Below are 25,995 nucleotides of genomic sequence, written 5' to 3'. Positions count from 1 at the left end.
TAAGTGTCGTTCATGACTCAAACGGTCAGTCGGCGACTCGTATGCTCAAGGTGTTGGCCATGCGGTTTCCCACCCCGGCACTCTGATTCAGCTGAACCACGCCACGGCCACCGGTGAACGCCTGGTCACTGGTGGTGACCTGGCGATGACCTGTCGGGGTAGCAGCTGAGTCAAAGGTGTTGAGCAGCGTCACGTTCTGTTTCAGGAGGACGCTGTCGTCGATGCTTTGCGGTTGTGTTCCGACGCTGATGCGCAGGGCGTTGGCCTGCTGGGTGCCGGCACCGGCGCTCTGGTTGACGCCAAGCGCGCCATTACCGTGGCTGAACGAGGCGCCGCCAATGCGGGCTTGGGTATCCATGGGAGCGTGCGCAGGCGTATTGAGCCGTTGCCGGATCTGGGTCGTGGCACTGGCGCCGTGGCCAAGGGCGAAGGCCCGGGCATTGGCCTGCTGCTGCATGTCCCCGGCGGCCTGGTTAACCGTCATGTTGCCCTGATAGGCACGGCCGGCGTCGTCGATGGTGGCGCTGTTGCTGATGGCAGTCGGTGGCTGGGCCATGGCAGAGGCGCTGCACAGCAGGGTGATGACGAGCAGGGCAGGCTTCATGTCATTTGCCCCCCGTCAGGATCTGCAGGGGCGCGAGGCCTTTCTGCACGCTCGAATTGACCATGTTGGAGATCCCGTTGCCCGACCCTGCTCCACGCCCGCCAGAGAGGTTGGGCAACTGGCTCTGGTGGCCAAGGTTGCTGCCCAGGTGATCGGTGTGTTGGGTGATCAGGGCGTTGATGCCTGAGCCGCTGCTGATGCTGGCGAAGTCGCCATCGCTCAACTCGTTGGTCTGGCGCAGCACATGATTGACCGGGTTGGCATTGACGGTGGTGGGTGTGGGGTCCGGACGCAGTGGGGGAATCACGGCATTGCGTGTCTGCACGTCGCGGGTAATGACGATGGTGCCATTGTCGGCTTGGGCGGTCGCGCTGAGCGAGCTGATCGCGCACCCCAGCAGCAACAGGTAACCCAGGCGTTTGTCGATGTTCCTCACGACGGCAATTCCTTCTTCAGCCGCTGGCCTTGTTCAGCGTTGCGCTAGCAAGAGCAGAAGCCGTGCCGCTTTTGAGAAGTCGTTGTATTTCAGGGGGTTAGCGCGATGAAAGCTGTCGTGTAGGGCTGCGTTGTGTCAGTGCTGATACAACGACTATTGACTGATGACCAAGCGGTCACCTCTAGGGCTGGGTTTGATTGGAATGACAGGCAGTGTATCGGTGGCGTGACACTTATCGGAGCTCACCGCGTAAGCCGCATGCTTGCGGGGTTGGCAACAGCCGGGGTGTGTCAGAGGCTTAACACCGGCTCAGAGCCCCGCAGCGTCGAGGCGACCAGTTCCAGCGCCAGGGCCTGACGTGTCGCCCAGTCACCTTCGATGATGTGATAAGGCTGATCGTGGTCTTGCAGCCAGTGCAGGCTTGCCTCGAAAAACTGCTGGCGCTCTCGCACATCTGGTTGGGTGCGCTGGCCATCGGCAACCCAGGGTACGCCCTCTGGGCTGAGAAGCAGGTGCAGGTCGTAGTGACGATCGAGCAGAGCCTGCTCCAGCCAAGGTGGGCAATCGCCGAACAAGGTCTGGCTCCAGAGCATGTTGCTGAGCAGGTGGGTGTCCAGAATCAACAGCGACGGCGAGGCTGCGCGTGCAGCGTCTTCCCAGGCCAACTGCCCACGGGCGATGCTGGGGATGTCGGCGTAGCACGTGTCGCGGCAGTGCTGGTCGATGAAATGACGCACGTACTCACCCACCACCAGCCCTCCGAAACGCGCCTGGATCTGGCCGCTGAGCCAGCTCTTGCCACTGGATTCGGGGCCGCACAGCACCACAACCTGGGTGCTCGTGACAGCGCTCATGGCTTCACCAACGCCGGGTCCCGGTGCCATTCCAGCCATCCGCGCAGGGCAATGAGGGTGAGCACCGCAAACAGCGCCGCGGTGAAATACAAGTGCTGGTGCAGGTACTGCCCGACATAGATGATGTCCACCACGACCCACAGGGGCCAGCATTGCAAGCGCTTTTGCGCCATCCACAGCTGGGCCACCAAGCTAAAGCCGGTCAGGCTGGCATCCAGCCAGGGCAGGGCGGCATCGGTCCAGGTGGCCATGGCAGTACCCAATGCTGCGCTAAGCAGTACGCCCAGGCCCAGGTGGATGACCAGCGCGCCGGGCCGTAAGCTCGATACCTGGCGTGCCGCGTCTTGCCGTTCAGGGCGCTTCCACTGCCACCAGCCATACAGTTGTAACAGCGCATAGGCAACTTGGAGCAGCATCCCCGAATAGAGCTTGACCTCATAAAATAGCCAGGCATAGATCAGCACCATGATCAGGCCGAGGGGCCAGCACCAGGCGTTCTGCTTGACCGTGAGCCACACAGCGATGACGCCGAGGACGGCGGCGATGAGTTCAAGGCCGGACATCGGCGATCCTTGGAGATTTCAGGGAGGGGCGCGATTGTAGCGGTTAGCTCAAGGAAGGTGTAGAGCGTTGCCGGGATCAGGGCCGTCTAGCAGCCCTGAGCCGGTGTCGGCTTCAGACCCTGAACTGGCGCAGCAGTTGTTCCAGGTCCTGGCTGAGGCGGCCCAGCGCCACGCCGGCCTCACTGGACTGGCGTGCCGCCTCGGCCGCCTGCTGCGAGAGGCCTGCCGTGTCCAGCACGTTGCGGTTGATGTCCTCGACCACGTGGGACTGCTGCAGGGTAGCGCTGGCAATAGAGGCATTCAACGCTGTCAGGGTGTGCAGAGCCTGGTTGATCGCATCTAGGCTGGCGCCTGCTTCGCGGGCTTGCGTGACGGTTTGCCGTGAGGCCTCGCTGCTGGTGTCGATCGCCTTGACGGCGGCATCGGACTGGCTCTGCAAGTGTTCGATCATGATGTGGATCTCGGCCGTGGACTGGGCCGTGCGCTGCGCCAGCAGGCGCACCTCATCGGCTACCACGGCAAAACCCCTGCCTTGTTCGCCTGCGCGAGCGGCTTCGATCGCCGCGTTAAGCGCCAGCAGATTGGTTTGTTCTGCAATCGAGCGGATCACGTCCAGCACGCCGCCAATACGGGTACTGTGCCCGGCCAGGTCACGGATTACTTGCACCGCCTGTTCGATGGTGATGGACAACCGATCGATCTGGGCCAGGCTGCCATGGATCGCCTGCTGCCCATGGGCGACCTGTTGCTGAGCGCAGTGCATTTCCCCGGCGGCCTGCTCGGCGGTCTTGGCCACATCCTGCACGGCGTAGGTCACCTCGTTCACGGCCGTTGCCACCTGGTCCATCTGCAGGGATTGTTGGGCGCTTTGCTGTTGCGCCGCACCGGCATTGTCGCCTACATGGTCGGCTGATCTGGCCAGCGCATGCGCCGCACTTTGTAATTGCCCGATCACCCCTTGCAGCTTGCCGTTGAAGCGGTTGAAGTGCTCGCCCAGCTGACTGAGTTCATCGCGCCCGTGGGTGTCCAGGCGCCGGGTCAGGTCGCTTTCGCCGCTGGCGATATTGCCCATGGCCTGCACGGCTTCCTGTAGCGGGCGGGCAATGCTGCGTGCGATCACCCAGACCATCAGGCCCATCAGCAGCGCGATCGCCATGCCCAGCAGCGAAGCGTCACGCAGCTGGCGAGCGAACTCGGTCTGTACGTCGTCAACGTAGACCCCAGAGCCGATGATCCAGCCCCAGGGCTTGAACAGCTGGATGTAGGATGTCTTGGCAACAGGTTCGCTAGCCCCTGGCTTGGGCCAGCGGTAATTCACGGGCCCAGCCTCCTGCTGGCGCGCCAGCGCGACCATTTCGTTGAATACGGCAAAGCCATCCGGATCGCGAATGCCCGAAAGGTCCTGGCCGTCGAGCTTGGGATTGGCCGGATGCATGATCATGCGCGGGGTCAGGTCGTTGATCCAGAAGTAGTCGTCATGGTCATAGCGCAACGCCCTTACCACTTGCAGGGCTTGTTGCTGGGCCGCGTCACGGCTCAAGGTACCGGCGGCCTCCAGCTGTTGGAAATGCGCCAGTACACCTGTGGCCGTTTCCACCACATGCCGGGTTTTCTCTGCCTTGGCTTGGTACAAGTCGCCGTGGATCTGGCGCAGCATCAGCAGACCAAGCACCAACAGCATGGCTATGGCCACTATCAGGATCAGCCATAAACGGCTGCTGATCGACATCGATCTTAGCGTCTTCATTGCGCATGCTCCATTTGTTCTTGTTCTCACCTGCATCCAAGCACGCCTGCGGCCATGGACCCACTCGACCAATGGCTAAGTGCCATGTGCCGTGGAGTCTGTTGCCTGCCACGTCATGACAGTGCAAAGGAGCTCTGCCAGCATTTCGGCCGCGCAAGATGAAACCTTTAGTAACCGTGAACTTTTCCACTGGCTTTGCGACCAACAGACGCTGTAAAACAGCCGGGCCGCGTGCGGCAATATTCAGGCAAATCAAGAACAAGGAGCTTGCCACGAGCAGGCTCCATCGGGGGAATGATGGATTTTTGGACGGCCTTTCAGGCAATCATACTGGGCGTGGTGGAAGGGCTGACGGAGTTCCTGCCGATTTCCAGTACTGGCCACCAGATCATCGTTGCCGACCTCATCGGTTTCACAGGTGAGCGGGCGATGGCCTTCAACATCATCATTCAGCTGGCCGCCATCCTGGCGGTGATGTGGGAGTTTCGCGGCAAAATATTCGCTGTGGTCCGTGGGTTGCCGAATCAGCCCAGAGCGCAGCGCTTCACCGGCAACTTGCTGTTGGCCTTCCTGCCGGCGTTGGTATTGGGTGTATTGTTCGCCGACCTGATTCATGAGTACTTGTTCAACGCTGTCACCGTGGCAGCTGCGCTGGTACTGGGTGGGGTGGTCATGCTCTGGGCCGAGCGACGCCAACACAGGGTTCAGGTGACTCATGTCGACGAGATGCACTGGAGCCACGCGCTTAAAATCGGTTTCGTGCAGTGTCTGGCCATGATCCCGGGGACCTCGCGTTCCGGCTCGACCATCATCGGCGGCCTGCTGTTTGGCCTGTCGCGTACTGCCGCGACGGAGTTTTCCTTCTTTCTGGCGATGCCGACGATGGTGGGGGCTGCCGTGTATTCGGGTTACAAGTACCGTCATCTGTTCCAGCCCGATGATCTGCCGGTCTTTGCGCTGGGCTTCGTCACCTCGTTCATCTTCGCGATGATCGCCGTACGCGGTCTGCTGAAATTCATCGCCAACCACAGTTATGCAGCCTTTGCCTGGTATCGGATCGTCTTCGGCATGCTGATCCTGGCGAGCTGGCTGTTTGGCTGGGTCGACTGGACCGTCGCTCATGGATGAGCAGTCAGACCGCCAGCGCCCGACACGGATACGCAATGCCAAGTTCAAGGGAGTGCTGCTGGGGCTGCTGTGTGTGCTGCCGGTGTTGGGCGTCGCGTGCCTGGCCTTCGACGCGCAGGCGTGGTGGCCGCTGGTGGTGTACCCTGTGATGAGTCTGCTCACTGTGTTGCTCTATTGGCGCGACAAGTCCCAGGCCCGCAGCCAAGCGCGACGCACCCCGGAGAAGCTGCTGCATGGTGTAGAACTGTTCGGTGGCTGGCCTGGGGCTCTGCTGGCGCAGCAGGTGTTCCGGCACAAGACACGCAAGGTGCCTTACCAGGTCAAGTTCTGGGCCATCGTGGTCGTGCACCAGGCCGCCTGGGCGTATTGGCTGTTCTTTCAAGGGCGAGCTGCAGCGTTGGGGTGAAGCCGCTGTATCACGAATGGGGGCGAGCGCCCCCATTGAAGTCCCGGCCACTCGGGTTGGGCTCAGTGATGTGTCACACGTAACGTTCCCCGCACGTTTCGAATGAGGCGGCCAAATGGTCGATCCATACCCGCACCGCAGGCGTGACACCGCGTCGGTGCGGGTAAACCGCCTGCAGGTAGCCGCCTGGCAAGGACCAGTCCGGAAGTAATCTAACGAGTTCACCGCGTTGGAGCTGCTCTTCACAAAACAGGCTGGGCAGGGCGGTGAAGCCCAGGCCAGCGCGTACAGCTGCATTACGTACCACGAAATCGTCCACTGACAGCCTGGGTTCGAGCGCCAAGGCGCGTTGTTGGCCCCCTGGCCCCTGCAGCCTCAGGTGTACCAGGCGGTCGGCCTCGGGTGCACCCAGCACCGGCAGGTCGGCCAGCTGCTCAGGCGTGCGCACCTGGGGGGCGAAACCGGGCGCGGCTACCAGTTGCATCTGTGCCTGACACAGTCGCCTGGTCACCAGCGTAGGGTCTTCATCGCCCAAGTCGCGCACTCGCAGCGCTACATCTATTCCTTCAGAGATCAGGTCCACTCTACGGTTGAGCAAGACCAGATCCAGCTGCACGAGCGGATACTGTTGCAGAAACCGGGTTACCACGTCCGGCAAGAACGCATGACCCAAGGCCACCGGGCAGGACACGCGTAGCCTGCCGCGTGGTTCACTGCTCATGCTGGCTACTGCCTCTTCAGCGGCTTCAGCTTCGAGGAGCATGGCTTGGCAGTGATGCAGGTAGCGTTCGCCCACGGCTGTCAGTTTCACTTGCCGCGTGGTGCGCTGTAGCAGGCGCATGCCCAAGCGATCCTCCAGTTCGGCGATACGGCGGGATAGCCTTGATTTCGGAATGCCGAGCTGGCGTCCAGCGGCGGCGAACCCGCCTGCTTCGACGACACGGGCAAAGTAAAACAGGTCGTTCAAATCCTGCATGGCACGGCTCATTGTTCCAGGGGTAGGACAAACTAGCGCGATTGGGCGCACTTATCATCCATTACACACTTAGGTAACATCCTTTTCATCGAATATATTCAGCCTTACCCCCTTTCACAGGAGTACCCCATGAAACTGCTGCACATCGATTCGAGCATCCTGGGTGACAACTCGGCCTCGCGCCAATTGAGCCGTGAAGTCGTCGCCGCGTGGCAGGCCGCTGAGCCGAACGTTGAAGTGGTTTATCGCGACCTGGCAGCCGATGCCATCGCTCACTTCTCGGCCGCAACCCTGATGGCTGCCGGCACCGGTGAAGAGCTGCGCGATGCGGCCCAGGCTTTCGAGGCCAAGCTCAGTGCCGAGACCCTCGAAGAGTTCCTGGCCGCCGACGCAGTGGTCATCGGCGCGCCAATGTACAACTTCAGCGTGCCGACCCAACTCAAGGCTTGGATCGACCGCATCGCCGTCGCCGGCAAGACCTTCCGTTATACCGAGGCTGGTCCAGAAGGCCTGTGCGGTGACAAGAAAGTGGTGCTGGTTTCCACGGCAGGGGGAATGCACGCCGATCAACCAACAGGGGTCGGCCACGAAGACTTCCTCAAGGTGTTCCTGGGCTTCATCGGCATTACCGACCTGCACGTGGTTCGAGCTCATGGCCTGGCTTATGGCCCGGAGCAGCGCACCCAAGCGATTGCCGCGGCACAGGCGCACATCGAAAACGATCTGTTCGCGGTGGCATAAAGGCAGGGGAAACAGCGCAAATTGAGGGTCGCCTAGGCGGCCCTTTTTCATGGGCGTACCAACCGCATGTTGCTGATGGCCGCACAGCTCACTGTTGCGCAACGCTAGGGCGCAACTGTAATGGTGGTTCATTGAGGAATAGCCTTATGCTGTAACGAAATATGTATAAGTGCTGAAGAAGGAAGCCGCAATGCCGCTCAAGGACCTGCTCATCGCTCTGGTGGTAATCATCGCCTGGGGCGTCAACTTCGTCGTGATCAAGGTCGGGCTCGATGGGTTGCCACCCATGTTGCTGGGGGCGCTGCGTTTTCTGCTTGTGGCTTTTCCCGCGGTGTTCTTCATTAAGCGGCCGAACCTGCCGTGGCGTTGGTTGATCGCCTACGGTGCGACCATCTCGCTGGGGCAGTTTGCATTTCTGTTCCAGGCCATGGCCAGCGGCATGCCACCGGGGCTCGCTTCATTGGTCCTGCAGTCCCAGGCCTTCTTCACCTTGGGCTTCGCTGCGCTGTTTCTGGGCGAGCGCTTGCGCGTGGCCAGCGTGCTCGGGCTGCTGGTGGCCGCCGGTGGGCTGGCGCTGATCGGCAGCGAAGACGGTAGCCATGTCCCCATGCTCGCGCTGGTACTGACCTTGTGTGGCGGGGCGATGTGGGGCTTGGGCAACATCATCACTCGTCGCTTCGGGTCGATAGACTTGGTGGCATTGGTCATCTGGGGCGGCTTGATCCCTCCGCTGCCTTTTCTGCTGCTCTCTGGCTGGTTGGAGGGGCCTGAAAGCATCAGCCAGGCGCTCACGCACATCGGCTGGCACTCGATTGCCGCGCTGGCATACCTTGCATTCGTGGCCACCATTCTGGGCTACAGCCTCTGGAGCACGCTGTTGTCGCGCCATCCGGCCGGAAAGGTCGCGCCTTTTTCGCTGCTGGTACCTGTCATAGGCCTGAGTTCATCAGCGCTGCTGCTGGGCGAGCGCCTGACCGAAACCCAGGGTTGGGGTGCCTTGCTGGTTATGAGTGGCTTGTTGGTGAACGTGTTCGGCGCCCGACTCGGACAGCGACTCAAGGCTGCGAGGGCCTGAGTAATTACGAGTGCTACCTGTCTTTTTTTAAGCGTTGATTGACCAAGCTCATGATGTCGGTCAGTTACGGTCGCCTATCAGGCACGGATATGGTTCCTTGGTTACGTTTTTTGTAAGGAGGACCGCAAACGATGCGAGTCAGGGACGAAACCTATTGGCAGTGGGCCGATGCACAACTGCACAGCCGCTGCCACGACGAAGTGCTGAGCGATGGCACCACCCTGGATGTGCAGGTGCGCCTGTCCAGGCAAGGCGCAACTCAACTGTTTCTCGGCCTTTACGCACGCAATGGGCAGGCTCTGGTGGAGGAGTATTATCCTGCGCGCTCTGGGGAAACCATGACCCGGGCGCTGGTTTGGGGTGTTGAGCGCGCTCGGGCGTTGGCCACAGGTGCCATGCCATTACCTAAAAACGCCAAAAGGCGCGCATGAAAAAGCCCGGCGCGGTGGCCGGGCTTGATACAGCGTGACGGTCAGTACTGCGCTTCGATCACTTTCACGGCACGTTGCGTACGTGCCTCTGGCCATTGCTGTTGCAGGGTTTGCAAGACACGGCCGACGAACTCGGTATCGGCAGCCGCCTTCTTGCCCACATAGCCCTGGCCTCGGCGATAGGCCTTGAATCGCGCACGCATGCTTGGCAGGTGCTCCTGGAATTCATCTTCGATCGTGTTGGGTGGCAAGCGGTCCAGGCGCACTTCGCCGCTTTGGCTCACCCACAACAGATGGTCATCAAGGCTGTCCTTGCGCGTGGCGAACAGCTTGGCCAATTGATCGATGGTCGGATTGTCGTTCAAGTTCATCATAAAGCCCCCATTACCCAGTTTCAGGTGATTTTCACAGTTGGCGCTATCGCGATGTAGCGCGTTTCCAAGGCTGCTACTGCAGCTTTGCAACAGGGGCTTTCTCACGCTGCCTTTTGGACAGTTCCCTCTCCACGGACCGCCTGCGTTACCGCGCAGGCGGCCTGGAACACCCTTGCCACGGCTCCCGATCAGGGAGACGGCCTCATCATGCACAAGCGCGATGAACGGCGTCAACCATTTTGTAGTGATATTTTCTGCTAACTACATTTTCGTAGAGTTGTTCGACAATCCTCGATTTCAAAGCCCTGAAAGAATCTCGTATGCCGCGCGCACGCGGGCTTCGTTGGGGTAGTTGCGGTTGGCTAGAAGCACGATGGCCAACCCCTCAGACGGGACGAACGCTGCGTAGGCACCGAAACCATTGGTGGAGCCTGTCTTGTTGTACCAGGCTCCCGCCAATGGGGCGGCAGGCGGCTGCAGCCGTTGTGCCGGCTGGGGGCCTCGTATCATCTGCGGGCCATTGCCGGCGATGAGGGTGCGCAGTGCAACGGGGTACGCATAACGCTCCCAGCCTAAGCCTTGTGTCATTTCACCGATCTGGGCGTAGCCGCTACGGGTGATGAGGGTGGCGCGGGCCAAGGGCGCAGGCAGACCGTCGGGCTGCATGTTCAAGCGCACATAACGCAGCAGATCGCTGGCACTGGTCTTGATGCCGTAGGCTTGCTGCGCATAAGGGCCAGGGTTTACGCGCACTGGCTTGTCGCTGGCATCGTAGCCTTGGGCATACAGGCTACGTGCATCACTGGGCACCTCCAGGTAGGTACTGTGCAGGCCCATGGGCTCCAGCACGTTGTGCTCAAGCAAGGTGGCAAACGGTTGGTGTTGGGCGCGGGCGGCCAGGTCGCCGAACAGGCCCAGGCTCGGGTTGGAGTAACACCGTTGGGCACCTGGCGTGCCTTTGGCCTGCCATTGGCGCAAAAACTTCACCACTTGCTGGGGTGTTTCCACGGTGTTGGGAAACTGCAAGGGCAGGCAATCGGCACTGTAGGTGCCCAGGTCCAGCACGGTGGCGTCGCCCAGGGGAGTGCCAGCCAGGGCCGGGTGATAGCGTTTGGCAGGGGCGTCCAGGGCAAGCTGGCCTTCAGCATTGGCCACTGCCACCAACGTGGCGGTGAATGTCTTGCTCAGCGAGCCAATTTCGAAGAGGGTGTCGCGGCTAACGGGCACGCCGCTGTCGCGGCTGGCGACGCCGTAGCTGAAGTAATGAGCGTGGCCATTCGCATACAGCGCGACCGCCATGCCGCTGATGCCCTGGGCCTGCATCAGGGGACCGATGACGGTGTCGACTTTGATTCGCAGCGGGTCATTGGCGTAGGCGGGTAACCAGGGGGCGCCGAGTGTGAGGGCGACCGCAAGGGTCACGGAGCGGGAGCAGATCATGAAGATTCCTTGGCTGACTGTCCGTTGCGCGATACCAGAAGGGGTTCCGGCGTTAGCGCCTGGGGGCGCTAGACCTTATCCTCCGTCCTTGCCCAAAGACAAGACGGAGCTGTGATGAAGTACCTGCGCATGCTGTTCGACAACTTCACCCTTGCCTTGCTGGCAGTGGTAGCGATCGCCACCGTGTTGCCTTGCTCAGGACAAGGGGCGGTGTATTTCGGCTGGCTCACCAACCTGGCGATCGGTTTGTTGTTCTTCCTGCACGGGGCCAAGCTCTCGCGGGAGGCAATCATCGCTGGAGCGGGGCATTGGCGCCTGCACCTGCTGGTGTTTTCCTGCACGTTCGTGCTGTTTCCGCTGCTGGGCATGGCGTTCAAGCCGCTGTTCCTGCCATTGGTAGGAGACGAGCTCTACTTGGGGGTGCTGTACCTTTGCGCCCTGCCTGCCACCGTCCAGTCGGCCATCGCGTTCACCTCGCTGGCGCGGGGTAATGTGCCAGCGGCCATCTGCAGCGCAGCCGCATCCAGCCTGCTGGGCATATTCCTGACCCCGGTTCTGGTGATGCTGTTGCTGGGCGCCAGCGGCGACACCGGCTCGGGTCTGGACGCAGTGCTCAAGATCACCCTGCAGTTGCTGGTGCCATTCGTGGCCGGGCAACTGGCCCGCCGCTGGATCGGTGCCTGGGTTAAACGCAATGCGCGCTGGCTGAAGATCGTCGACCAGGGCTCGATTCTGCTGGTGGTCTACACCGCCTTCAGCGAGGCGGTGGTCACGGGCTTGTGGCACACTGTTTCGCCGCAGCACCTGGCAGGCCTGTTCGCCGTTTGCGGCATCCTGCTGACCGTGGTGTTGGTGGGGACCAGCCTGTTGGGCAAAGTGCTTGGTTTCAACCTCGAAGACCGGATCACCATCCTGTTCGCAGGCTCGAAGAAGAGCCTGGCAACCGGTGTGCCGATGGCGCAGGTGCTGTTCGTCGGAAGCGGCATCGGCGCAATGATCCTGCCATTGATGCTGTTCCACCAGATCCAGCTGATGGTCTGCGCTGTGCTGGCCCAACACTATGCGAGCCGCGAGCAGGATGATATCGAGGTGCCGACGGTGCGATGACCCGGTGATGGTTGCAGCTCACGTGGTCTGCAACCATCACGTCGCCTGGGTCAGAAGTTCGCGGGGGTATTGGCGCTGATGATCTCTGCTTCGTCCTGGCCAATATTCTTGAAACTGTGGGGCAGGGTGGTAGGGATGTAGTAGCCATCTCCCGCATTGAGCACGCTGACCTGGCCATCGACCCACAGCTCGACGGTGCCTCGCGTGACGAGCCCGCACTCTTCGCCCTCGGCATGCACGATGGGCTCGCCCGAGTCGGCACCTGGGGCGTAAAGCTCGCGCAGCATGCGCATTTGCCGGCCCTCGACGCTGGCACCTACCAGCAGCATGCGCAATCCGTTGCGACCCAAGTCGGGCTGCTCGCCCGCCCGGAACACGAAACGCTCCTCACGCACGGGTTCATCGAAGCTGAAAAACTCTGCCAGGCTCATCGGAATGCCCTCCAGCAGCTTTTTCAAGGAACTGACCGATGGGCTGACGCGGTTCTGCTCGATCTGCGAAATGGTCGAGTTGGTGAGCCCGCTGCGGCGCGCCAACTCTCGCTGGGAGAGGTTGTTGCGTTCACGCACTAGTTTGAGTCGCGTCCCCGTGTCCATAGCCGCCTTGTAATAAGAGGTGTCAAGAATAATGAGCGAGGCGCATTAAAACACACTCTCAAGGCTTGCGCGCTGCGGTTTGCAGGTGCCCGCTGCCAGCGAGGCCGGACGGGCCATCGCCAGGCAAGATGCGGCGCCCTCAGTCCGCCTTTGATCCTGGCCACATGCTGCGCAGCACCCCATCACGGCGAACCCAGGCGTGCATCAGCGCAGCGCCCACGTGTACCAGTACCGTGGCGAACAACAGGTAGCCTCCCCAGCCGTGCGCCTGGCGCAGCACGGCATACAGCTGCAAATCATGGGGCACGATCGCCGGCAGGCCAAACGGGCGAGGGTACCCGCCGGCCGAGAGCATGGCCCACCCCAGCAAGGGCATGGCTAGCATGAGGCCGTACAGCAGCAGGTGCGAAGCGCCGGCAGCCAGGCGCTGGAAGGCTGGTAGGTCCTGGGGCAGAGGTGGATGGGGAATGCTCAGGCGCACGATGATGCGCGCTACGATCAGCACCAGCAGCGCAAGCCCCGTGATCTTGTGCAAGCTGACCAGTACGGGGTGACGGACCGACAGGTCCGTGACCATGCTCACGCCGATCAAGAGCATGGCCAGGATCAGGAACGCCATCGACCAGTGCAGCAGGCGGGCGACGGGATGAAAGGCGGTGGGTTTCATGGTCGGGCTCCCGTGCTCAAGGACTCGCGGCTACGACGGTTGAATGATTCCGAATAGGCCGCTGACCGGGCCGCGAGTATAGGGTCGGCGGAGGGTTCGATGCCGTGGGGCAGTATCAAGGGGTCAAAGTTGAGGTCGCGGCAGGCACCCTGTTCCGGTGCGTCGACCTGCTCAAGCACCAGGGTGCCTGCGTTGACGCTGCGCCGGCTCGCTGGCCAAGGCTTGGCAGGGTCGTCGATAGCGTCGTCCGGTTCGGCCAGTACCAGGCGCAGGGTCCAGCGCAACGGCCCCAGCGCCAGCCGTCGTCGCAGGTCATGTTGCAGGAACAGAGGGTCGTCCACCTTCGCCGGTAAGGCCGTATACGGCGTGAGCGGTTCAAGCTGCCAGCGCACCGGATGGGCATGGCCGTCGTGATCGATCAACTTGAATGCATTGATGCTGTGGTACTGGGTGTTGGCGAAGCTGTCGCTGGGCTTGTAGCTGGCTGCCCATTGCCTGAACGCGGCGCTCTCGGGGTGGGCTGCAAAGAAGGCCTGTACCTTGGCAGGGTCGGGCTTGCGCGTGGCCGGGTCCGGGGTGTTGGCCAGCACCTGCTCGTAGAACGCCTCGGCCGTACTTACCGCCAGAACGGGCGGGTTGTTCATGCCGGTCCTCCAGACTTGCCCATCGTCGGTGGCGAGTTCGATTGCCAGGCTGCGCACGGGGATGCCGGTGTCAGGCGCAAACGGGTTGGCACCACCAATGGCCAGGCGGCCTGTGACCGGCACATGCGCCTGGGTGAATGCCCGTGCCGTCGACAAGCTTGCCGCTTGCCCGCTGGCCTGGAAATAGCCGCTCACGCACAGGCCTTTAGCGTGGTTCTTGCGATAACCCGGGTAGTGCCCAGCCTGGGCCTCGAACGTGTCGATGATGCGCTGTGGTGTGAGCGCGGATTGGCCAAGCCAGCCGGCGCTGTAGGCGAAGCCCGCACCGGCAGCCAGCATCACCGCGCCGATTGCGGCAAGCCGCCAGGCCTTGGCCCGGCCGTGCAAAGGTTGGTTCATGGTCAGTCCCGTTGATTTCACGAAAAGTGCCAGTACGACGCTGCCCTGGAAAAGTTATTCCCCGAGCGGGAATAACTTTTTCTCCAACGCGTCTGTTCTCTACACTGCCCCATCATTGACCGGATACTTTCCATGCAGGACTTGGACGACCAACAATGGCGAGCGCTACTGGCCCGACTGCGTCGCTTCGCCCTCTGGCTGACCCGCGAGGCGGGAAGTGCGGATGACCTTGTGCAGGCCACGGTCGAGCGTGCCTTGAGCCGGCGTCAGCAGCATCAGGATCCCGATGCCCTGCGCGCCTGGCTCTTCACCATCCTTTATCGATTGTTTCTTGATGGCAAACGGCGAGAACGGTTGCATGCCCGCTGGCTGTCCTGGTTCGCCAGCAGTAGCGCTGCCGAAGAAACGGCCGGCGATAACCTTGAGGACATCGTGCTGGCGCAGGCGGATTTGCAGGCATTTGGCCGGCTCAAGACCGAGCAGCGCGCGTTGCTGTTGCTAGTGAGCGTTGAGGACCTGAGTTACAAGGAGGCTGCCCAGACGTTGGGTATTCCAATCGGTACTGTCATGTCACGGCTGTCGCGGGCGCGCGATGCCCTGCGTGCATTGACCGAGGACAGCCCTCGACCACCGGCCTTGCGGAGATTGAAATGACCCGTCTTATTCCTAGCGAAGAAGAGCTTCACGCCTACGTCGATGACCGCCTGGACCCGGTGCGCCGTGCCGAAGTCCAGGCCTGGCTGGCCAATCATCCAAAGGCTGCGCAGCGTGTGGAAGGCTGGCGCGCCGATGCGCGCCAGTTGCGTACGAGCCTGGCGGGCCTTGCGCAGCCGCTGGCGGGCCCGCGGGTTGACCGCGATCAGCTGCGCCAACAGGCGCGACACCGCCTGAAGCGTCGCTGGGCAAGTGCTGCAGCGATCGTCCTAGCCTTAGGCGTTGGGGGACTTGGCGGGTGGCAGGCGCGCGATGCCAGCTTTGCCGACGCAAAGCCCATGGCTGATGCCGTGCAGGCCCACCGATTGTTCGCCGACAGCCAAGCGCTGGATATTCAGGCGCGTGACCCCGATCAATTGCGCACCTGGCTGCAAGCGCACTTTCACCAGGTGGGCCAACTGCCTGATTTGGCAGGCTACGGGTTCGCCCCGGTGGGCGCCCGGCTGCTCAGTAACGAGCAAGGGCCGGCGGCGCTGGTGGTGTTCCAGGACGGGGCGGGGCGCCGTATCAGCCTGTTCCTGCGCTCACCCGGCGAGCACTTCCGGCGCATGCCGCAAGGGCAGCGAATCGATGGGCAGCTCCAGGCCCGATACTGGTCCCATGGCGCCTACAATTTCGCCCTGGTCAGTGCTGCCGATGATGGTCGCGGTGTGGGTATCGGCGAGGCCTTGCGCACGACGTTGTGAGCCGTACAAGGCCTCCTGCGCCCTAGGCTGGCTTAGCTGAGCTCTAGCCAGATGGGCGCATGATCCGACGGTTTTTCCATCGCGCGCAGTTCGTAATCCACGCCTGCAGCCTTGATCCTCGGAACCAGGCTTGCCGAGGCCATGATCAGGTCGATGCGCAGGCCACGCTTGGGCTCGTCCTCGAAGCCGCGGCTGCGGTAGTCGAACCAGCTGAAACGGTCGTCGACACCCGGGTGCAGATGCCGGAAGCTGTCCACCAGCCCCCAGCCTTTCAAGCGCTCCATCCACTCCCGCTCCTCTGGCAGGAAGCTGCATTTGCCGGTCCTGAGCCAGCGCTTGGCATTGTCTGGGCCGATACCGATGTCGCAATCCTCTGGGGATATGTTCATGTCGCCCATGACCAACACGGGCTGGTCACTGCGAAACTGGCTTTCGAGCAGCGCTTGCAGGTCCGCGTAGAAACGCTGCTTGGCGGGAAACTTGGTGGGGTGGTCGCGGCTTTCGCCCTGGGGGAAATAGCCGTTCATGACGGTGATGGGGTTGCCGTGGTGGTCGGCGAAGGTGCCCCAGATGAAGCGCCGCTGGGCGTCTTCTTCGTCCGTTGAAAACCCTTTGTGCAAGCTCAAAGGTGCCTGGCGTGACAGCAAAGCGACACCGTAGTGGCCCTTTTGCCCGTGGTAATGCACGTGGTAGCCCAGAGCCTGGACCTCGGCCAGTGGAAACTGATCGTCGCTGACCTTGGTTTCCTGCAGGCCGATGATGTCCGGCTGGTGCTTTTCGACCAAGGCGGCCAACTGGTGTGGGCGCGCCCGCAGGCCATTGATGTTGAAGCAGACGATCTTCATGCAGAGCCGATCCCGGTAAAAAGGCGCGATGCTAGCCGACATCGGCGTTGATCACCAGCATGAGGGCGCTTAGGCGCGGCTGACATGGCGCGAAGGTGAACGATGGGCGGCATTGTGCCTCCAAGGCCTATCAGCCAGCCCAGAAGGTTCCCCTCCATGTCTCAAGCCCCTGCCGCCGAGGCCCGCGTTTGCCTGCTCGACTCCGGTTATCGCCGCGAAACCCGGGCACTGCTGTACACCGTCTACCGGAACGACCCTACCTTCGCTTATCTGCTCGAAGCGCATCGCCCTGGTTATGAGCGCCGCCTGCGTACGCTGCTACGCGAGTGGGTACGCCAGCATTTCTACCTGCAACTGCCCGCCGTTGGCCTGCTGCTGGACGATCGCTTGGTAAGCGTCGCGCTGATTGTGCCGCCACTGCGGCGTCTGGGTGTGGCTGACAGTTGGGCCTGGCGCCTGCGCATGATGGTTGGCGCGGGGGTGCGCGCCACCCGGCGCTTCATGGCGTACCAGGCGGCTGTCTCGACATGTCGGCCTACCGATCAAGTGCACGTGCTGCCGCTACTGGGGGTGTTGCCGGCGCTGCAAGGCCAGATGTATCCGACCCAGTTGTTACATGCGGTACAACAATGGTGTATGAAGAATGGGCAGGTCGAAGGGATCGTCGTCGACACGGGCAATGATGAACACGTGGCGTTTTATCACACGCAAGGCTTTGTCGAGGTTGGCGAGGTCGCCATTGGGACAGTGCGCCAACGCGTTCTGATGTATGACAGCGCTCAGGTCAGTGAACCCTTGGCGTGAATGGCGTTTCGGTTGGCTTCTTTTACACCCTTGGTCTGGTAGCATGCGCGGGATGACATATTCAGGAAGAGTTCGCTGGGGCCTGGTGATCTGGGCCGTCAGCTTTGCTGCATGGGGCCAGAGCGAATTGGTGGTGACGGTCAAGCCGGCCAACAAGGCGCTCAAGGCCAATGTCGAGGGCTATATCGGTAGCTTGGGCGACCGCGACGAGCAAGCGCTGCTGCGTTTCAGTCGCGGGGCCGAGGAGCAGGCGCGCAAAGCGGCCCAGGCGCTGGGCTACTACCAGGCCCAGATAAGTACCGACGTCAAGCCGCCCCGCGACGATGACGGTTCACCACGACTGGTGGTTAACATCGTGCCCGGCGAGCCGATACGCCTGCGCAACGTGACCGTGCGTGTCGAGGGGCCGGCCAGTGACATGACCGCGTTCAGAGTGCCTTCCGGGGGCGCGCTTCGCACTGGCGAGCAACTGAACCATGGTGTCTATGAGGATGCCAAGCGTGTCATTCAGAACCAGGCCTCACGCTATGGCTTCTTCGCAGGTCGCTTCAGCCAGCAGCGCCTGGCCGTCGATCCCCGCGCCGGGGTGGCCGATATCGACCTGGTCTACCAAAGTGGGCCGCGGTACCGACTGGGCGCGGTCACCTTCAGTGGCGATACGCCGTTGGACGACGATTTGCTGCAGCGGATGGTCTCGTTCAAACCCGGTACGCCCTACGATTCGGAGCTGATTGCCGAACTCAACAGCGACTTGCAGTCCAGCGGCTACTTCGAGGGTGTACGCGTAGACGCCGCGCCCACGGCCGCAGTCGCTCAGAATATTCCGGTCGATGTACGCCTGGAAACCCGCAAGCCTCGCACATTGGGCTTGGGCCTTGGGTATTCCACCGACGTTGGCCCGCGCGGCAAGGCCAACTGGACGCGCCATTGGGTCAATCCCCAGGGGCACAGCTATGGCTGGGAAGCGGAGCTGTCGGCGCCGCGTCAAAACGTGGGGCTGTGGTACGACATCCCGTTGGACCCGCCATTGACCGACAAACTGCGATTTGCCGGGGGGTACCAGAACGAAGAACTGGCGGGCACCGACACCCTCAGCAAGCTCTTGACGGTAGGCCCTGAATGGCACAGCAAGCTGCCCAGCGGCTGGCAGCGGGTCATATCGCTCAAGTACCAGCGCGAAGAGTACCGGCTGGGGGACGATGCGGGCCTTAGCAACCTGCTCATGCCCGGTATCAGCTATTCATTCCTGCGCAGCGACAACCGCATTGACCCCCATAATGGCTATCGCGTGCAGTTCGAAGCGCAAGTGGCAAAGGAAGGCCTGGGTTCCGATACGAACCTGCTGCGCGGCAACGTGCTGCTCAAAGGGCTCACCACGGTAGGTCAGAACCACCGGCTGCTGGGCCGCGTTCAGTTCGGCGGCAGCGCCACCAACGGTTTCCAGAACAGCGTTCCGCCTTCGCTGCGGTTCTTCGCTGGTGGCGACCAGAGCGTGCGCGGCTACGACTACCAGACCCTGTCGCCGAAAAACAGCGACGGGGATCGCATCGGTGGCCGTTACCTGGTGGCGGGCAGCGTCGAATACCAGTATTCCCTGACGGACAAATGGCGCCTGGCGACCTTCGTCGACCAGGGCAACGCGTTCAACAACTTCGAGTTGCCCAACCTGAAGACGGGGGTCGGCTTCGGCGTACGCTGGGTTTCACCGGTAGGGCCGCTACGCTTGGACTTGGCCAAGGCCTTGGACGACGACGGCGGCATCCGCCTGCACTTTTCCATGGGGCCTGAGCTTTGAAATCTGTCATCAAATACATGCTGCTGGGCCTGTTTGGGCTCGTGGCCGTCCTGACGCTGACCATCGCGTTGGTGATCGGCACCGAGGGCGGCAGCCGTTGGGCGCTGGGCAAGGTTCCCGGGCTGACCGTGGAGGGTTTCGCAGGACGCTTGGCGGGCACCTGGCAAGCCACTCGTCTTTCCTACGTCGATGGGCAGACCCAAGTCCAGACGCAGGCGCCGTTGCTGAACTGGTCCCCGGCATGCCTGCTGCGTGGGGCTTTGTGCATCGAGCAGTTGCACGCAGAACGAATCGACATGGCGTTCGCCCCCTCGACTGACGTCAGCGACGACGGCCCGCTGCAACTGCCCACATTGGACTTGCCGCTTGCCATCGAACTGGGCGAGGTGAAGATAGGGCAACTGCGCCTGGATGGCAGCGACCTGCTCGGTGATCTGCAACTGGCTGCGCACTGGACCGGTGAAGGCATGCGCATCGACAGCCTGCACCTGACCCGCGACGATCTGCAGTTGGGCCTGCAAGGTGATGTGAAGCCTCAAGGCGATTGGCCTGTGCAGTTGCAGGCCCAGGTGCAGCTCCCCGCCGTGGGGGACAAGCCATGGCAACTGGCATTGCAAGCCACGGGTGAACTGCAACGCTCGCTTGACCTGACCGGGACGAGCAATGGGTATCTGGATGCCACCCTTGCGGGCAAGGTCCAGGCATTGGCTGAACACCTGCCGGCCAGCCTGAGCATTCAGACCAAGGCGTTCAAGCCATCCGAGGCACTGCCCGACACCCTGCAGCTCGATGACCTGGTGCTGTTAGCCGATGGGAACCTTGAGACGGGCTATGCATTGACCGGGTCTGCCAACTTGCCAGCCCAGCAGTCGCCCATCGCCCTGGCTTTGTCCGGGATGGTCGACAGCAAAGGTGCCGTGGTCAAGGGCCTTGATCTCAACGCAGGCGATAGCCAGCAGGTGAAGCTGCAAGCCAAGGTCGACTGGCAGGACGGCCTGGCAGCGGACGCCCAATTGGCTTGGCAGGACTTTCCCTGGCTGCGCCTGTACCCGCTGGATACACCGCCTGAGGTGACGCTCAAACGCCTGAACGCGCAGGTTCGCTATCGCGACGGTCGCTACGAGGGCAGCTTTGATGGCGATCTGGACGGGCCTGCCGGCGCCTTCAAGGTGGCAAGCCCTTTCGAAGGGGATCTGGAGCAGGTCACTTTGCCAACGCTGGCGCTTACTGCGGGACAAGGCAAGGCGACAGGCCGTGTGGCCGTACGCTTCGCGCAAGCGCTCGCCTGGGACGTGGACCTGCAGTTGTCGGCGCTGAACCCGGCCTATTGGGTGGCGGAGCTACCTGGAACATTGGCCGGGCCGTTGCGTAGCAAAGGCCAGCTGCAGGGCGATGACCTGTCGCTCGACGCTCAGCTCGACCTCAAGGGGCGCCTGCGCGGCCAACCCGCTGTGCTCAACGTTCAGGCGGACGGGGCAGGGCAGCGCTGGACACTGGCAGCCTTGCGCGTGCAACTGGGTGACAATCGTATAAACGGAAGTGGCAGCCTGCAACAGCGCCTGGCCGGCAAGGTGGACATCGATCTGCCACGGCTGGGGCAGCTGTGGCCCGAGCTGCAGGGCCAGGTCAAGGGGCAACTGGACGTGGCCGGTACCCTGCAGGCGCCGCAAGGCACGCTGGCATTGCGCGGTACCGGGTTGGCACAGGCCGAGAATCGCTTGCAGCAACTGAATCTCTCGGCCCGTCTGGACGACCGGCAACGGGCCAATATCGACTTGAAAGTCACGGGTATCCAGGCGGGTGACACCGCCCTCGGTACGCTGCAGGCGGTCGGCAATGGTGACATGCGACGACAGGCATTGACGCTGGCGTTGAACGGCCCGCAACTGAAGCTGGACGTGGGTCTGGACGGGCAACTGGATAACGGTGACTGGCGCGGCCGCCTAGCCACTGGGCGGGTACAGGCTGGCGGGCAAGACTGGCAATTGCAGGCGCCTGCCAAACTGCAGCGCCTGGCCAGCGGTCAGCTGGATTTCGGCGCCCACTGCTGGCGTTCCGGGCAGGCCAGTCTGTGTGGTGATGATCAACGGTTGGCGCCTGAGCCGCGCCTGCGGTACCACCTCAAGCGCTTCCCGCTGGACAGCCTGGCGCAGTGGATGCCCAAGGATTTCGCATGGCAGGGCCTGCTCAATGCCGACATCAACCTGGACCTGCCCGCCAGCGGCCCAAAGGGCACCGTGGTGGTTGACGCCAGTCGCGGCACATTGCGTGTCAATGACGGTAACCGCTGGGTCGATTTCCCCTACCAGACCCTGCGGCTGGATAGCACCTTGGCGCCGCGGCGTATCGATACGCGTCTTGCATTCCTGGGGGAGCGCCTGGGGCAGCTGAATCTCACGGCGCGTATCGATCCACTGGGCAAGGACAAGCCGTTGTCCGGCGACTTCAACCTGGCCGGTCTCGACCTCTCGGTGGCCCGTCCCTTCGTGCCGATGGTTGAGCACCTGGCTGGGGAGCTCAAGGGGAGCGGACAGCTGTCTGGCACGCTGTTGGCGCCGCAAGTCAACGGCAGCATGAATTTGAGCGGCGGCCAGATCACCGGTGCCGAACTGCCGATTCAGTTCCAGGACCTGGGCCTTCAGGCCCGGATCGCGGGTGAACAGGTGCAGCTTGCCGGCACCTGGCGCAGCGGCACTGCAGGTCGCGGCCAGGTCGATGGCAACCTGGCCTGGGGCCAGGCGCTGGGGATGAACATCCGCGTGCAAGGGCAGCAGTTGCCTGTCACGGTCGAACCCTATGCCACGCTGGAGGTAGCGCCGGACCTTACCCTGGAACTGATCGACGACAAGTTGGCAGTCACAGGCAAGGTGCAGGTGCCCAACGGCAAGATCACGGTGCGCGAGCTGCCCCCTTCCACGGTTAAGGTTTCCGACGACACGGTCATCGTCGGCAACCAGACCGAGGAGGGCAAGCCGCCGATGGCCATGGCCATGGATATCGATGTCGAGGTAGGCCGAGGCAAACTGTCGTTCAGTGGTTTCGGCCTGACTGCCAACCTGTTGGGGCACGTGCATATCGGTGACAACCTCGATACGCGTGGCGAGTTGAGCCTGGCCGATGGTCGCTACCGCGCCTACGGACAGCGGCTGACCATCCGCCGCGCCCGGCTGCTGTTTGCCGGGCCGATCGACCAGCCCTACCTGGACATCGAAGCGATCCGCCAAGTCGATGACGTGATCGCCGGCATCCGCTTGAGCGGCAACGCCGAGCAGCCGACTAGTACGGTGTTTTCCGAGCCTACCATGAGCCAGGAACAAGCGTTGTCCTACCTGGTGCTTGGCCGTCCGTTGGGGGCATCGGGTGAGGACAACAACATGCTGGCCGAGGCTGCCTTGGGACTGGGCTTGGCCGGCAGCGCAGGGATCACGGGTAATGTGGCATCCCGCCTGGGTATCGATGACTTCCAGCTCGATACCGAGGGCTCAGGCAACACCACCAGTGTGGTGGCCAGTGGCAACCTGACCGAGAAACTCAGCCTGCGCTATGGAGTGGGCGTGTTCGAGCCGGCCAACACCATCGCCCTGCGCTACAAGCTCAGCAAGAAGGTGTATGTCGAGGCTGCCAGTGGCGTGGCAAGCTCCCTGGACGTCTTCTACAAACGCGACTTCTAGTCGCCACCGAAGGTTGCCGGCTTGGTCCGACCGAGAGTCGGGTTAAGCAGGTGGTTTGGGAATCAACGTACCGTCGCCGCCTCGATGAATTCGTTGGTGGGCGAGGGTGGTGGCGCTGGAGCTGGAGCTGGAGCCGGAGCCGGAGCCGGGGCGCGAACTGGGATGATCAAGTTGGTGTATTCCTCGATCAGCCGGTTCAAGGCCTCGGGCGGTTCGCTTGCCTGGAACTGCATCCGGATCTGCACCTCGTCGGGGTCGCGGCTATCTCCTTGGCGCTCCTGGCCACCGATGGTTACCTTGAAACTGGCCGAGCGGCTTGCGTCGGCTGGGGTTAATGCTCGTTGTGCTTCGGTATTCTGGACGCGAACCGACAGGTCGACCTGCATCCGTTCCAGTGCCAACCCTTTAGGCGACACTAGCGCGAAAAGGGGCACGCGCATCAGGTGCTGCCCATCCATGGCCACCTCGACCATCTTCGCGGTCATCGGCGCGCCCAGCTCCTGGTGATTGCAGTCGAAAAAACGATCGAACAGTTCAATGTACTGTTGCGCGATCATGCTGTTGGCGGCGCTCGCAGCTTCCTGCAGGCCGCGAGTGATTTCGCGCAGGTCAATGGAGGTCATAGGGACAGGGCTCTTGTCCATGGGTTCGACTCATTGGGCCAAGTGGGTCCCCTGAAGAGCCTTCAGGGGGACAGTTCGCGCCGCGCCGTGACTGCGCTGGCAGTAGTCATGCCGTTGGGCTATCGAGCTCTTCCTGAGCCTGAGGTGGCGCACTCAAGGCTGGCGATTGCTGCGTGACATCCTTTGCAACAATGGGCTTGGTAGCCGCCTCCGTGAGGAAGTCGATCACCCTCATCATTGCCTCTGGTGGGTCCTGTCGCTTGAGGGTCGTGTTGAAGGCGTAGCGTGCCCGGGTGTCGGTCTTGCGCGTTTGCGAGGACTTATGGCTCACGCTGCCCTTGACGTTGAGCTTGAAGGGGCCCCAGCCCAAGGAGGCGGCGCCTTCTGCGTTCATGTCCCTGGCCGAAGTGGCTTCGGACATCTGATTGATGACCAGCTCGAATTCGACGGTGCCGTTTTCGATGGCGATGTTGGGGTGGGTGATCGCCGCCATTAGCGGCACTTGCAGCGTCTTTTTGACCACGCCCTGTGATTGGCCCTGCTCGTCGGCGATGGTCTCGTCATAGTCGAACTGGATAGCGACCGCCTTGCCGTCCTGTACGCAGACTTGCATGAGGAAGTCTGCGTAGGATTTGCTGGCGGTGACCTGGGCCTGGACCATGGCCTGCAACGGGCCCGCAATCATGCGGTCCATGGGCAAGGCACTGATGACGGACCCTATGAGGCTGTTGTCTATGGACATGCTGGGTTCTCTTTTAAATTTCAGGTTAAGGGTGTGTATGGGTTGAGGAGGCTTCGCTCATCGCAACGGCAAATCCTGACGGCGGATGTTGCCGATCTGGCGCAGGCTCAGGCCGTACTTGTCGGCCAACAAGCTGCGCGAGAATCCGCTGGCGCTTTCTTTCTGAATCTGGTGGTTGCGCAATTGGCGGATAAAATGATCAGCCTTGGGAATCTCAAGCGCGACACCTGCAAAGCGCTTGATCAGGGCGTCGAGTGCCTCAGCCGGTAACACGTCAGCAAGTTTGGTTCGATCGCGGTGTTTTGGAATGTACTTAGGCCTACCGCCAAATGCGCAGGTCAGCTGGTACGCGTTTTCTATGCCTATGCACTCAATCAGTGCCTGTAGCGATTGCGGCAATTGGCTAACGTCGATGTGGCTCAAGTCTGGCGTTTCCATATGACGCTCCTTCGAAAATGGTAGGGGTCACCAGCGGCATAACGTCGAGGTGTGGCTAAATTCTCTGTGATAGCCGGCGGGACCCGCTAGGCGCCATTAGGGGTGAGGGCTGTAGTTTCGGTTACTAGCTTACGCAGGCAGCGCAGTCTCACGGTGTAGGAAAAAAACATGCAAGCGCTTGAAAAACGAATGTTCCCGAAGGGATGTGCGCAACGTATGGCACTTTGGGTATTAGCACCTCAGTCGCAGGGGTAGGCACTGAGTAGACTGGCACTGCCCACGTGTGCGTCTTGAAGACTTCTCGGCCCGGATGGCACGGACCTCCAGTCCACCTGCACGCAGAGCGCGTGCAGAGGCTGCCCGTTACGGGATCCGATAATCCGGTCATCGAAGGTCCTGCGGTAGATCGCGTGGGTCTCGGACACCGGCCGGACTTGGTCGGCGCGCGCCAGGGTCTGCTGCGCAAGTGTTGGCAATACAGCGGAGGGCACCTCGAATCGCAACGAAGTGTTGCCAGGATTCAGATAGCCAGCCTTTCGAACCCGTTGCCACAACTGTTGCCACTGGCTGCTCCCTGCTTGCTGGCTCAGCGTGTAACCAAGATCGAGCAGTCTTGCGCAAGGCACCTCAGTTGTATTGAAAGCATGCAGTGGCGTGGCGGTCAGGCACAGCATGAGTGTTAACAGGCGTTTGTTCATGGGGCTCCCCACACGTGTGATGAAGCCGAATGTTTTCAGGTTGGGGTGCTACCAGGCAGCAGGAAATGCAGCGCCGGGGCGTGCGAACGTTGTATCATCTGCGCGGCTTGAGCTAAGCCATCTGTCCCGGATGTAGCAAGGAACCGTCGATGACACACGTGCAGCGCCTCAAATATTCCCTCCTGATCATTCTGGTGGTCCTTGGGCTAATGATCGGCCTTTCCCATTTGCAAAAAGCGGGTACGATCAGCGAGCAGACCTTTCAGATGCTGGCTATCGCCATTGCCGTGGTTGTGGTCGTGATCAACGGCATACTGCGACGTAAAGTCAGGCGATGACGTTTGTCGGTCCAGTGGCCAACCCAGCTACTCAGGCTGAGGTGGGTCGCTCCAGCAGGGCACGTGCCTGCGGATCAAGGCTGTAGCATTTGTCAGCACCTAGCTGAATCACGCCTTCGGCACATAACCGTTTGAGCACTTCTCGTACGCTGAGAAATGACAACGGTATGTCCAACTGCTCCAGTTGCGCATGCACACCCCGCACGCCAATGCTTCTTCCATTTCGCTCTGCCGCGTGCAGGGCGTCTATCACTTTCAGCCGTATCAGGCTCGTACGCAGCCCGAAGCTGCGCAGCAACTCCCGTATCTGCTCGTTGCCGGTTCGTTCGTCGACCTGCGCGTCCTGCCCAGTCGGGGTGTTGGCCTGCGCCGTGTTGGCTTGCACTGGAGTTGGCGGGTTGTACATGTGAATGCTCCTTTTCTTAGACGAACCGAACGATGGGTGCCTCTTTG

29 protein-coding genes and 1 pseudogene are annotated in these 25,995 nt (G+C 61.8%); 12 read left to right on the top strand and 18 right to left on the bottom strand.

Features of this window, described 5'->3' with window-relative positions; genetic code table 11:
* Window positions 1-25 precede the first annotated feature (25 nt).
* From B2J77_RS11525 to B2J77_RS21915, 6 genes and pseudogenes are all read right to left on the bottom strand, one after another.
* On the bottom strand, window positions 26-604 hold the full coding sequence (locus B2J77_RS11525; RefSeq protein ID WP_078478687.1) for an adhesin: 579 nt from the start codon (window positions 602-604) through the stop codon (window positions 26-28).
* A 1-nt stretch (window position 605) separates the two neighbouring features.
* Window positions 606-1,040 carry a hypothetical protein gene (locus B2J77_RS11520; protein ID WP_058639343.1) on the bottom strand — a complete coding sequence of 145 codons (435 nt, stop codon included), beginning with the start codon at window positions 1,038-1,040 and terminating at the stop codon, window positions 606-608.
* 290 nt (window positions 1,041-1,330) lie between these two features.
* On the bottom strand, window positions 1,331-1,894 hold the full coding sequence (locus B2J77_RS11515) for an AAA family ATPase (RefSeq protein ID WP_078478686.1): 564 nt from the start codon (window positions 1,892-1,894) through the stop codon (window positions 1,331-1,333).
* Entirely contained in the window at window positions 1,891-2,457 is a 567-nt protein-coding gene (gene pnuC / locus B2J77_RS11510) for a nicotinamide riboside transporter PnuC (RefSeq protein WP_058605142.1), read from the bottom strand. Before pnuC ends, B2J77_RS11515 begins: the two co-directional genes overlap by 4 nt.
* A gap of 112 nt (window positions 2,458-2,569) precedes the next feature.
* Window positions 2,570-3,304 (bottom strand): methyl-accepting chemotaxis protein, encoded by a 735-nt coding sequence (locus tag B2J77_RS21920; protein WP_372239212.1) that lies wholly within the window; start codon window positions 3,302-3,304, stop codon window positions 2,570-2,572.
* A 138-nt stretch (window positions 3,305-3,442) separates the two neighbouring features.
* Window positions 3,443-4,114, bottom strand: a pseudogene (locus tag B2J77_RS21915) (cache domain-containing protein); the annotation flags it as partial.
* Window positions 4,115-4,501: 387 nt separating this feature from the next.
* Between B2J77_RS21915 and B2J77_RS11500 the strand changes: the two are divergent.
* Together B2J77_RS11500 and B2J77_RS11495 are read left to right on the top strand one after the other, a co-directional pair.
* Entirely contained in the window at window positions 4,502-5,332 is an 831-nt protein-coding gene (locus tag B2J77_RS11500) for an undecaprenyl-diphosphate phosphatase (protein WP_078479429.1), read from the top strand.
* Entirely contained in the window at window positions 5,325-5,738 is a 414-nt protein-coding gene (locus tag B2J77_RS11495) for a DUF1294 domain-containing protein (protein WP_078478685.1), read from the top strand. Before B2J77_RS11500 ends, B2J77_RS11495 begins: the two co-directional genes overlap by 8 nt.
* 73 nt (window positions 5,739-5,811) lie before the next feature.
* Here B2J77_RS11495 and B2J77_RS11490 read toward each other — a convergent pair whose 3' ends face one another.
* Window positions 5,812-6,714 carry a LysR substrate-binding domain-containing protein gene (locus B2J77_RS11490; protein WP_058639339.1) on the bottom strand — a complete coding sequence of 301 codons (903 nt, stop codon included), beginning with the start codon at window positions 6,712-6,714 and terminating at the stop codon, window positions 5,812-5,814.
* Window positions 6,715-6,843: 129 nt separating this feature from the next.
* Between B2J77_RS11490 and B2J77_RS11485 the strand changes: the two genes are divergently transcribed.
* The 3 genes from B2J77_RS11485 (at window position 6,844) to B2J77_RS11475 (ending at window position 8,961) form a co-directional block, all read left to right on the top strand.
* A complete protein-coding gene (locus B2J77_RS11485) occupies window positions 6,844-7,455 on the top strand; it encodes an FMN-dependent NADH-azoreductase (protein WP_078478684.1) in 612 nt (203 codons plus the stop codon).
* Window positions 7,456-7,645: 190 nt separating this feature from the next.
* On the top strand, window positions 7,646-8,530 hold the full coding sequence (locus B2J77_RS11480) for an EamA family transporter (protein WP_078478683.1): 885 nt from the start codon (window positions 7,646-7,648) through the stop codon (window positions 8,528-8,530).
* A gap of 131 nt (window positions 8,531-8,661) precedes the next feature.
* Window positions 8,662-8,961, top strand: a complete 300-nt coding sequence (locus B2J77_RS11475; RefSeq protein WP_058639337.1) for a hypothetical protein — start codon at window positions 8,662-8,664, stop codon at window positions 8,959-8,961.
* A gap of 41 nt (window positions 8,962-9,002) precedes the next feature.
* Here the strand turns inward: B2J77_RS11475 and B2J77_RS11470 are convergent, their stop codons facing one another.
* Complete coding sequence (locus tag B2J77_RS11470; protein ID WP_058605149.1) at window positions 9,003-9,335, bottom strand: hypothetical protein; 333 nt, start codon at window positions 9,333-9,335, stop codon at window positions 9,003-9,005.
* Window positions 9,336-9,632: 297 nt separating this feature from the next.
* On the bottom strand, window positions 9,633-10,775 hold the full coding sequence (ampC, locus tag B2J77_RS11465) for a class C beta-lactamase (protein ID WP_078478682.1): 1,143 nt from the start codon (window positions 10,773-10,775) through the stop codon (window positions 9,633-9,635).
* A 114-nt stretch (window positions 10,776-10,889) separates the two neighbouring features.
* Here ampC and B2J77_RS11460 point away from each other — a divergent pair, with 114 nt between their 5' ends.
* On the top strand, window positions 10,890-11,882 hold the full coding sequence (locus B2J77_RS11460) for a bile acid:sodium symporter family protein (RefSeq protein WP_058639335.1): 993 nt from the start codon (window positions 10,890-10,892) through the stop codon (window positions 11,880-11,882).
* A 50-nt stretch (window positions 11,883-11,932) separates the two neighbouring features.
* Here the strand turns inward: B2J77_RS11460 and B2J77_RS11455 are convergent, their stop codons facing one another.
* The 3 genes from B2J77_RS11455 to B2J77_RS11445 form a co-directional block, all read right to left on the bottom strand.
* Complete coding sequence (locus B2J77_RS11455; protein WP_027915556.1) at window positions 11,933-12,478, bottom strand: cupin domain-containing protein; 546 nt, start codon at window positions 12,476-12,478, stop codon at window positions 11,933-11,935.
* Window positions 12,479-12,617: 139 nt separating this feature from the next.
* A complete protein-coding gene (locus B2J77_RS11450; RefSeq protein ID WP_078478681.1) occupies window positions 12,618-13,145 on the bottom strand; it encodes a cytochrome b in 528 nt (175 codons plus the stop codon).
* Window positions 13,142-14,194, bottom strand: coding sequence for a catalase family peroxidase (locus tag B2J77_RS11445; RefSeq protein WP_078479428.1), 1,053 nt, complete (start codon window positions 14,192-14,194; stop codon window positions 13,142-13,144). Before B2J77_RS11445 ends, B2J77_RS11450 begins: the two co-directional genes overlap by 4 nt.
* 126 nt (window positions 14,195-14,320) lie before the next feature.
* Between B2J77_RS11445 and B2J77_RS11440 the strand changes: the two genes are divergently transcribed.
* Both B2J77_RS11440 and B2J77_RS11435 read left to right on the top strand, forming a co-directional pair.
* On the top strand, window positions 14,321-14,842 hold the full coding sequence (locus B2J77_RS11440) for a sigma-70 family RNA polymerase sigma factor (RefSeq protein ID WP_078478680.1): 522 nt from the start codon (window positions 14,321-14,323) through the stop codon (window positions 14,840-14,842).
* A complete protein-coding gene (locus tag B2J77_RS11435; RefSeq protein ID WP_058639333.1) occupies window positions 14,839-15,588 on the top strand; it encodes an anti-sigma factor family protein in 750 nt (249 codons plus the stop codon). The genes B2J77_RS11440 and B2J77_RS11435 overlap by 4 nt, the downstream gene beginning before the upstream one ends.
* Window positions 15,589-15,620: 32 nt before the next feature.
* Here B2J77_RS11435 and xthA read toward each other — a convergent pair whose 3' ends face one another.
* Window positions 15,621-16,433 carry an exodeoxyribonuclease III gene (xthA, locus tag B2J77_RS11430; protein ID WP_058639332.1) on the bottom strand — a complete coding sequence of 271 codons (813 nt, stop codon included), beginning with the start codon at window positions 16,431-16,433 and terminating at the stop codon, window positions 15,621-15,623.
* A 156-nt stretch (window positions 16,434-16,589) separates the two neighbouring features.
* Here xthA and B2J77_RS11425 point away from each other — a divergent pair, with 156 nt between their 5' ends.
* From B2J77_RS11425 to B2J77_RS11415, 3 genes are read left to right on the top strand one after another with little or no spacing between them, the layout of a single operon-like run.
* Window positions 16,590-17,237, top strand: coding sequence for a GNAT family N-acetyltransferase (locus B2J77_RS11425; RefSeq protein WP_078478679.1), 648 nt, complete (start codon window positions 16,590-16,592; stop codon window positions 17,235-17,237).
* A 52-nt stretch (window positions 17,238-17,289) separates the two neighbouring features.
* Window positions 17,290-19,032: an autotransporter assembly complex protein TamA gene (locus tag B2J77_RS11420; RefSeq protein ID WP_058639330.1), complete on the top strand. Its 1,743-nt coding sequence runs from the start codon at window positions 17,290-17,292 to the stop codon at window positions 19,030-19,032.
* Complete coding sequence (locus B2J77_RS11415) at window positions 19,029-22,703, top strand: translocation/assembly module TamB domain-containing protein (RefSeq protein WP_078478678.1); 3,675 nt, start codon at window positions 19,029-19,031, stop codon at window positions 22,701-22,703. The genes B2J77_RS11420 and B2J77_RS11415 overlap by 4 nt, the downstream gene beginning before the upstream one ends.
* Before the next feature lie 62 nt (window positions 22,704-22,765).
* On the opposite strand, the gene B2J77_RS11410 is transcribed toward B2J77_RS11415, so the two are convergent.
* The 4 genes from B2J77_RS11410 to B2J77_RS11395 form a co-directional block, all read right to left on the bottom strand.
* Window positions 22,766-23,347 carry a DUF2589 domain-containing protein gene (locus B2J77_RS11410; protein WP_078478677.1) on the bottom strand — a complete coding sequence of 194 codons (582 nt, stop codon included), beginning with the start codon at window positions 23,345-23,347 and terminating at the stop codon, window positions 22,766-22,768.
* Window positions 23,348-23,432: 85 nt separating this feature from the next.
* Window positions 23,433-24,068, bottom strand: coding sequence for a DUF2589 domain-containing protein (locus tag B2J77_RS11405; RefSeq protein ID WP_078478676.1), 636 nt, complete (start codon window positions 24,066-24,068; stop codon window positions 23,433-23,435).
* A gap of 57 nt (window positions 24,069-24,125) precedes the next feature.
* On the bottom strand, window positions 24,126-24,506 hold the full coding sequence (locus B2J77_RS11400) for a Mor transcription activator family protein (protein ID WP_078478675.1): 381 nt from the start codon (window positions 24,504-24,506) through the stop codon (window positions 24,126-24,128).
* Between the two features lie 239 nt (window positions 24,507-24,745).
* Window positions 24,746-25,204 carry a hypothetical protein gene (locus B2J77_RS11395; RefSeq protein WP_058639325.1) on the bottom strand — a complete coding sequence of 153 codons (459 nt, stop codon included), beginning with the start codon at window positions 25,202-25,204 and terminating at the stop codon, window positions 24,746-24,748.
* Between the two features lie 149 nt (window positions 25,205-25,353).
* Here B2J77_RS11395 and B2J77_RS11390 point away from each other — a divergent pair, with 149 nt between their 5' ends.
* Complete coding sequence (locus B2J77_RS11390) at window positions 25,354-25,542, top strand: hypothetical protein (RefSeq protein ID WP_023533551.1); 189 nt, start codon at window positions 25,354-25,356, stop codon at window positions 25,540-25,542.
* A 31-nt stretch (window positions 25,543-25,573) separates the two neighbouring features.
* On the opposite strand, the gene B2J77_RS11385 is transcribed toward B2J77_RS11390, so the two are convergent.
* Window positions 25,574-25,948 (bottom strand): hypothetical protein, encoded by a 375-nt coding sequence (locus tag B2J77_RS11385; protein ID WP_058639324.1) that lies wholly within the window; start codon window positions 25,946-25,948, stop codon window positions 25,574-25,576.
* Window positions 25,949-25,995: the final 47 nt, after the last annotated feature.

The sequence above is a fragment of the Pseudomonas parafulva genome (assembly GCF_002021815.1).
In the GTDB taxonomy this organism is placed as follows: domain Bacteria; phylum Pseudomonadota; class Gammaproteobacteria; order Pseudomonadales; family Pseudomonadaceae; genus Aquipseudomonas; species Aquipseudomonas parafulva_B.
This window is presented reverse-complemented; position numbering and strand designations above follow the sequence as displayed.

Excerpts from the sequence above, each read along its gene's own strand:
- xthA (WP_058639332.1), bottom strand. The coding sequence starts at position 16,433 with ATGAAGATCGTCTGCTTCAACATCAATGGCCTGCGGGCGCGCCCACAC.
- B2J77_RS11385 (WP_058639324.1), bottom strand. The coding sequence starts at position 25,948 with ATGTACAACCCGCCAACTCCAGTGCAAGCCAACACGGCGCAGGCCAAC.
- B2J77_RS11405 (WP_078478676.1), bottom strand. The coding sequence starts at position 24,068 with ATGTCCATAGACAACAGCCTCATAGGGTCCGTCATCAGTGCCTTGCCC.
- B2J77_RS11490 (WP_058639339.1), bottom strand. The coding sequence starts at position 6,714 with ATGCAGGATTTGAACGACCTGTTTTACTTTGCCCGTGTCGTCGAAGCA.
- B2J77_RS11435 (WP_058639333.1), top strand. The coding sequence starts at position 14,839 with ATGACCCGTCTTATTCCTAGCGAAGAAGAGCTTCACGCCTACGTCGAT.
- B2J77_RS11470 (WP_058605149.1), bottom strand. The coding sequence starts at position 9,335 with ATGATGAACTTGAACGACAATCCGACCATCGATCAATTGGCCAAGCTG.
- B2J77_RS11525 (WP_078478687.1), bottom strand. The coding sequence starts at position 604 with ATGAAGCCTGCCCTGCTCGTCATCACCCTGCTGTGCAGCGCCTCTGCC.
- ampC (WP_078478682.1), bottom strand. The coding sequence starts at position 10,775 with ATGATCTGCTCCCGCTCCGTGACCCTTGCGGTCGCCCTCACACTCGGC.
- B2J77_RS11500 (WP_078479429.1), top strand. The coding sequence starts at position 4,502 with ATGGATTTTTGGACGGCCTTTCAGGCAATCATACTGGGCGTGGTGGAA.
- B2J77_RS11475 (WP_058639337.1), top strand. The coding sequence starts at position 8,662 with ATGCGAGTCAGGGACGAAACCTATTGGCAGTGGGCCGATGCACAACTG.
- B2J77_RS11390 (WP_023533551.1), top strand. The coding sequence starts at position 25,354 with ATGACACACGTGCAGCGCCTCAAATATTCCCTCCTGATCATTCTGGTG.
- B2J77_RS11515 (WP_078478686.1), bottom strand. The coding sequence starts at position 1,894 with ATGAGCGCTGTCACGAGCACCCAGGTTGTGGTGCTGTGCGGCCCCGAA.
- B2J77_RS11480 (WP_078478683.1), top strand. The coding sequence starts at position 7,646 with ATGCCGCTCAAGGACCTGCTCATCGCTCTGGTGGTAATCATCGCCTGG.
- B2J77_RS11400 (WP_078478675.1), bottom strand. The coding sequence starts at position 24,506 with ATGGAAACGCCAGACTTGAGCCACATCGACGTTAGCCAATTGCCGCAA.
- B2J77_RS11460 (WP_058639335.1), top strand. The coding sequence starts at position 10,890 with ATGAAGTACCTGCGCATGCTGTTCGACAACTTCACCCTTGCCTTGCTG.
- pnuC (WP_058605142.1), bottom strand. The coding sequence starts at position 2,457 with ATGTCCGGCCTTGAACTCATCGCCGCCGTCCTCGGCGTCATCGCTGTG.
- B2J77_RS11450 (WP_078478681.1), bottom strand. The coding sequence starts at position 13,145 with ATGAAACCCACCGCCTTTCATCCCGTCGCCCGCCTGCTGCACTGGTCG.
- B2J77_RS11440 (WP_078478680.1), top strand. The coding sequence starts at position 14,321 with ATGCAGGACTTGGACGACCAACAATGGCGAGCGCTACTGGCCCGACTG.
- B2J77_RS21920 (WP_372239212.1), bottom strand. The coding sequence starts at position 3,304 with ATGGACCAGGTGGCAACGGCCGTGAACGAGGTGACCTACGCCGTGCAG.
- B2J77_RS11495 (WP_078478685.1), top strand. The coding sequence starts at position 5,325 with ATGGATGAGCAGTCAGACCGCCAGCGCCCGACACGGATACGCAATGCC.
- B2J77_RS11425 (WP_078478679.1), top strand. The coding sequence starts at position 16,590 with ATGTCTCAAGCCCCTGCCGCCGAGGCCCGCGTTTGCCTGCTCGACTCC.
- B2J77_RS11420 (WP_058639330.1), top strand. The coding sequence starts at position 17,290 with ATGACATATTCAGGAAGAGTTCGCTGGGGCCTGGTGATCTGGGCCGTC.
- B2J77_RS11410 (WP_078478677.1), bottom strand. The coding sequence starts at position 23,347 with ATGGACAAGAGCCCTGTCCCTATGACCTCCATTGACCTGCGCGAAATC.
- B2J77_RS11485 (WP_078478684.1), top strand. The coding sequence starts at position 6,844 with ATGAAACTGCTGCACATCGATTCGAGCATCCTGGGTGACAACTCGGCC.
- B2J77_RS11395 (WP_058639325.1), bottom strand. The coding sequence starts at position 25,204 with ATGAACAAACGCCTGTTAACACTCATGCTGTGCCTGACCGCCACGCCA.
- B2J77_RS11455 (WP_027915556.1), bottom strand. The coding sequence starts at position 12,478 with ATGGACACGGGGACGCGACTCAAACTAGTGCGTGAACGCAACAACCTC.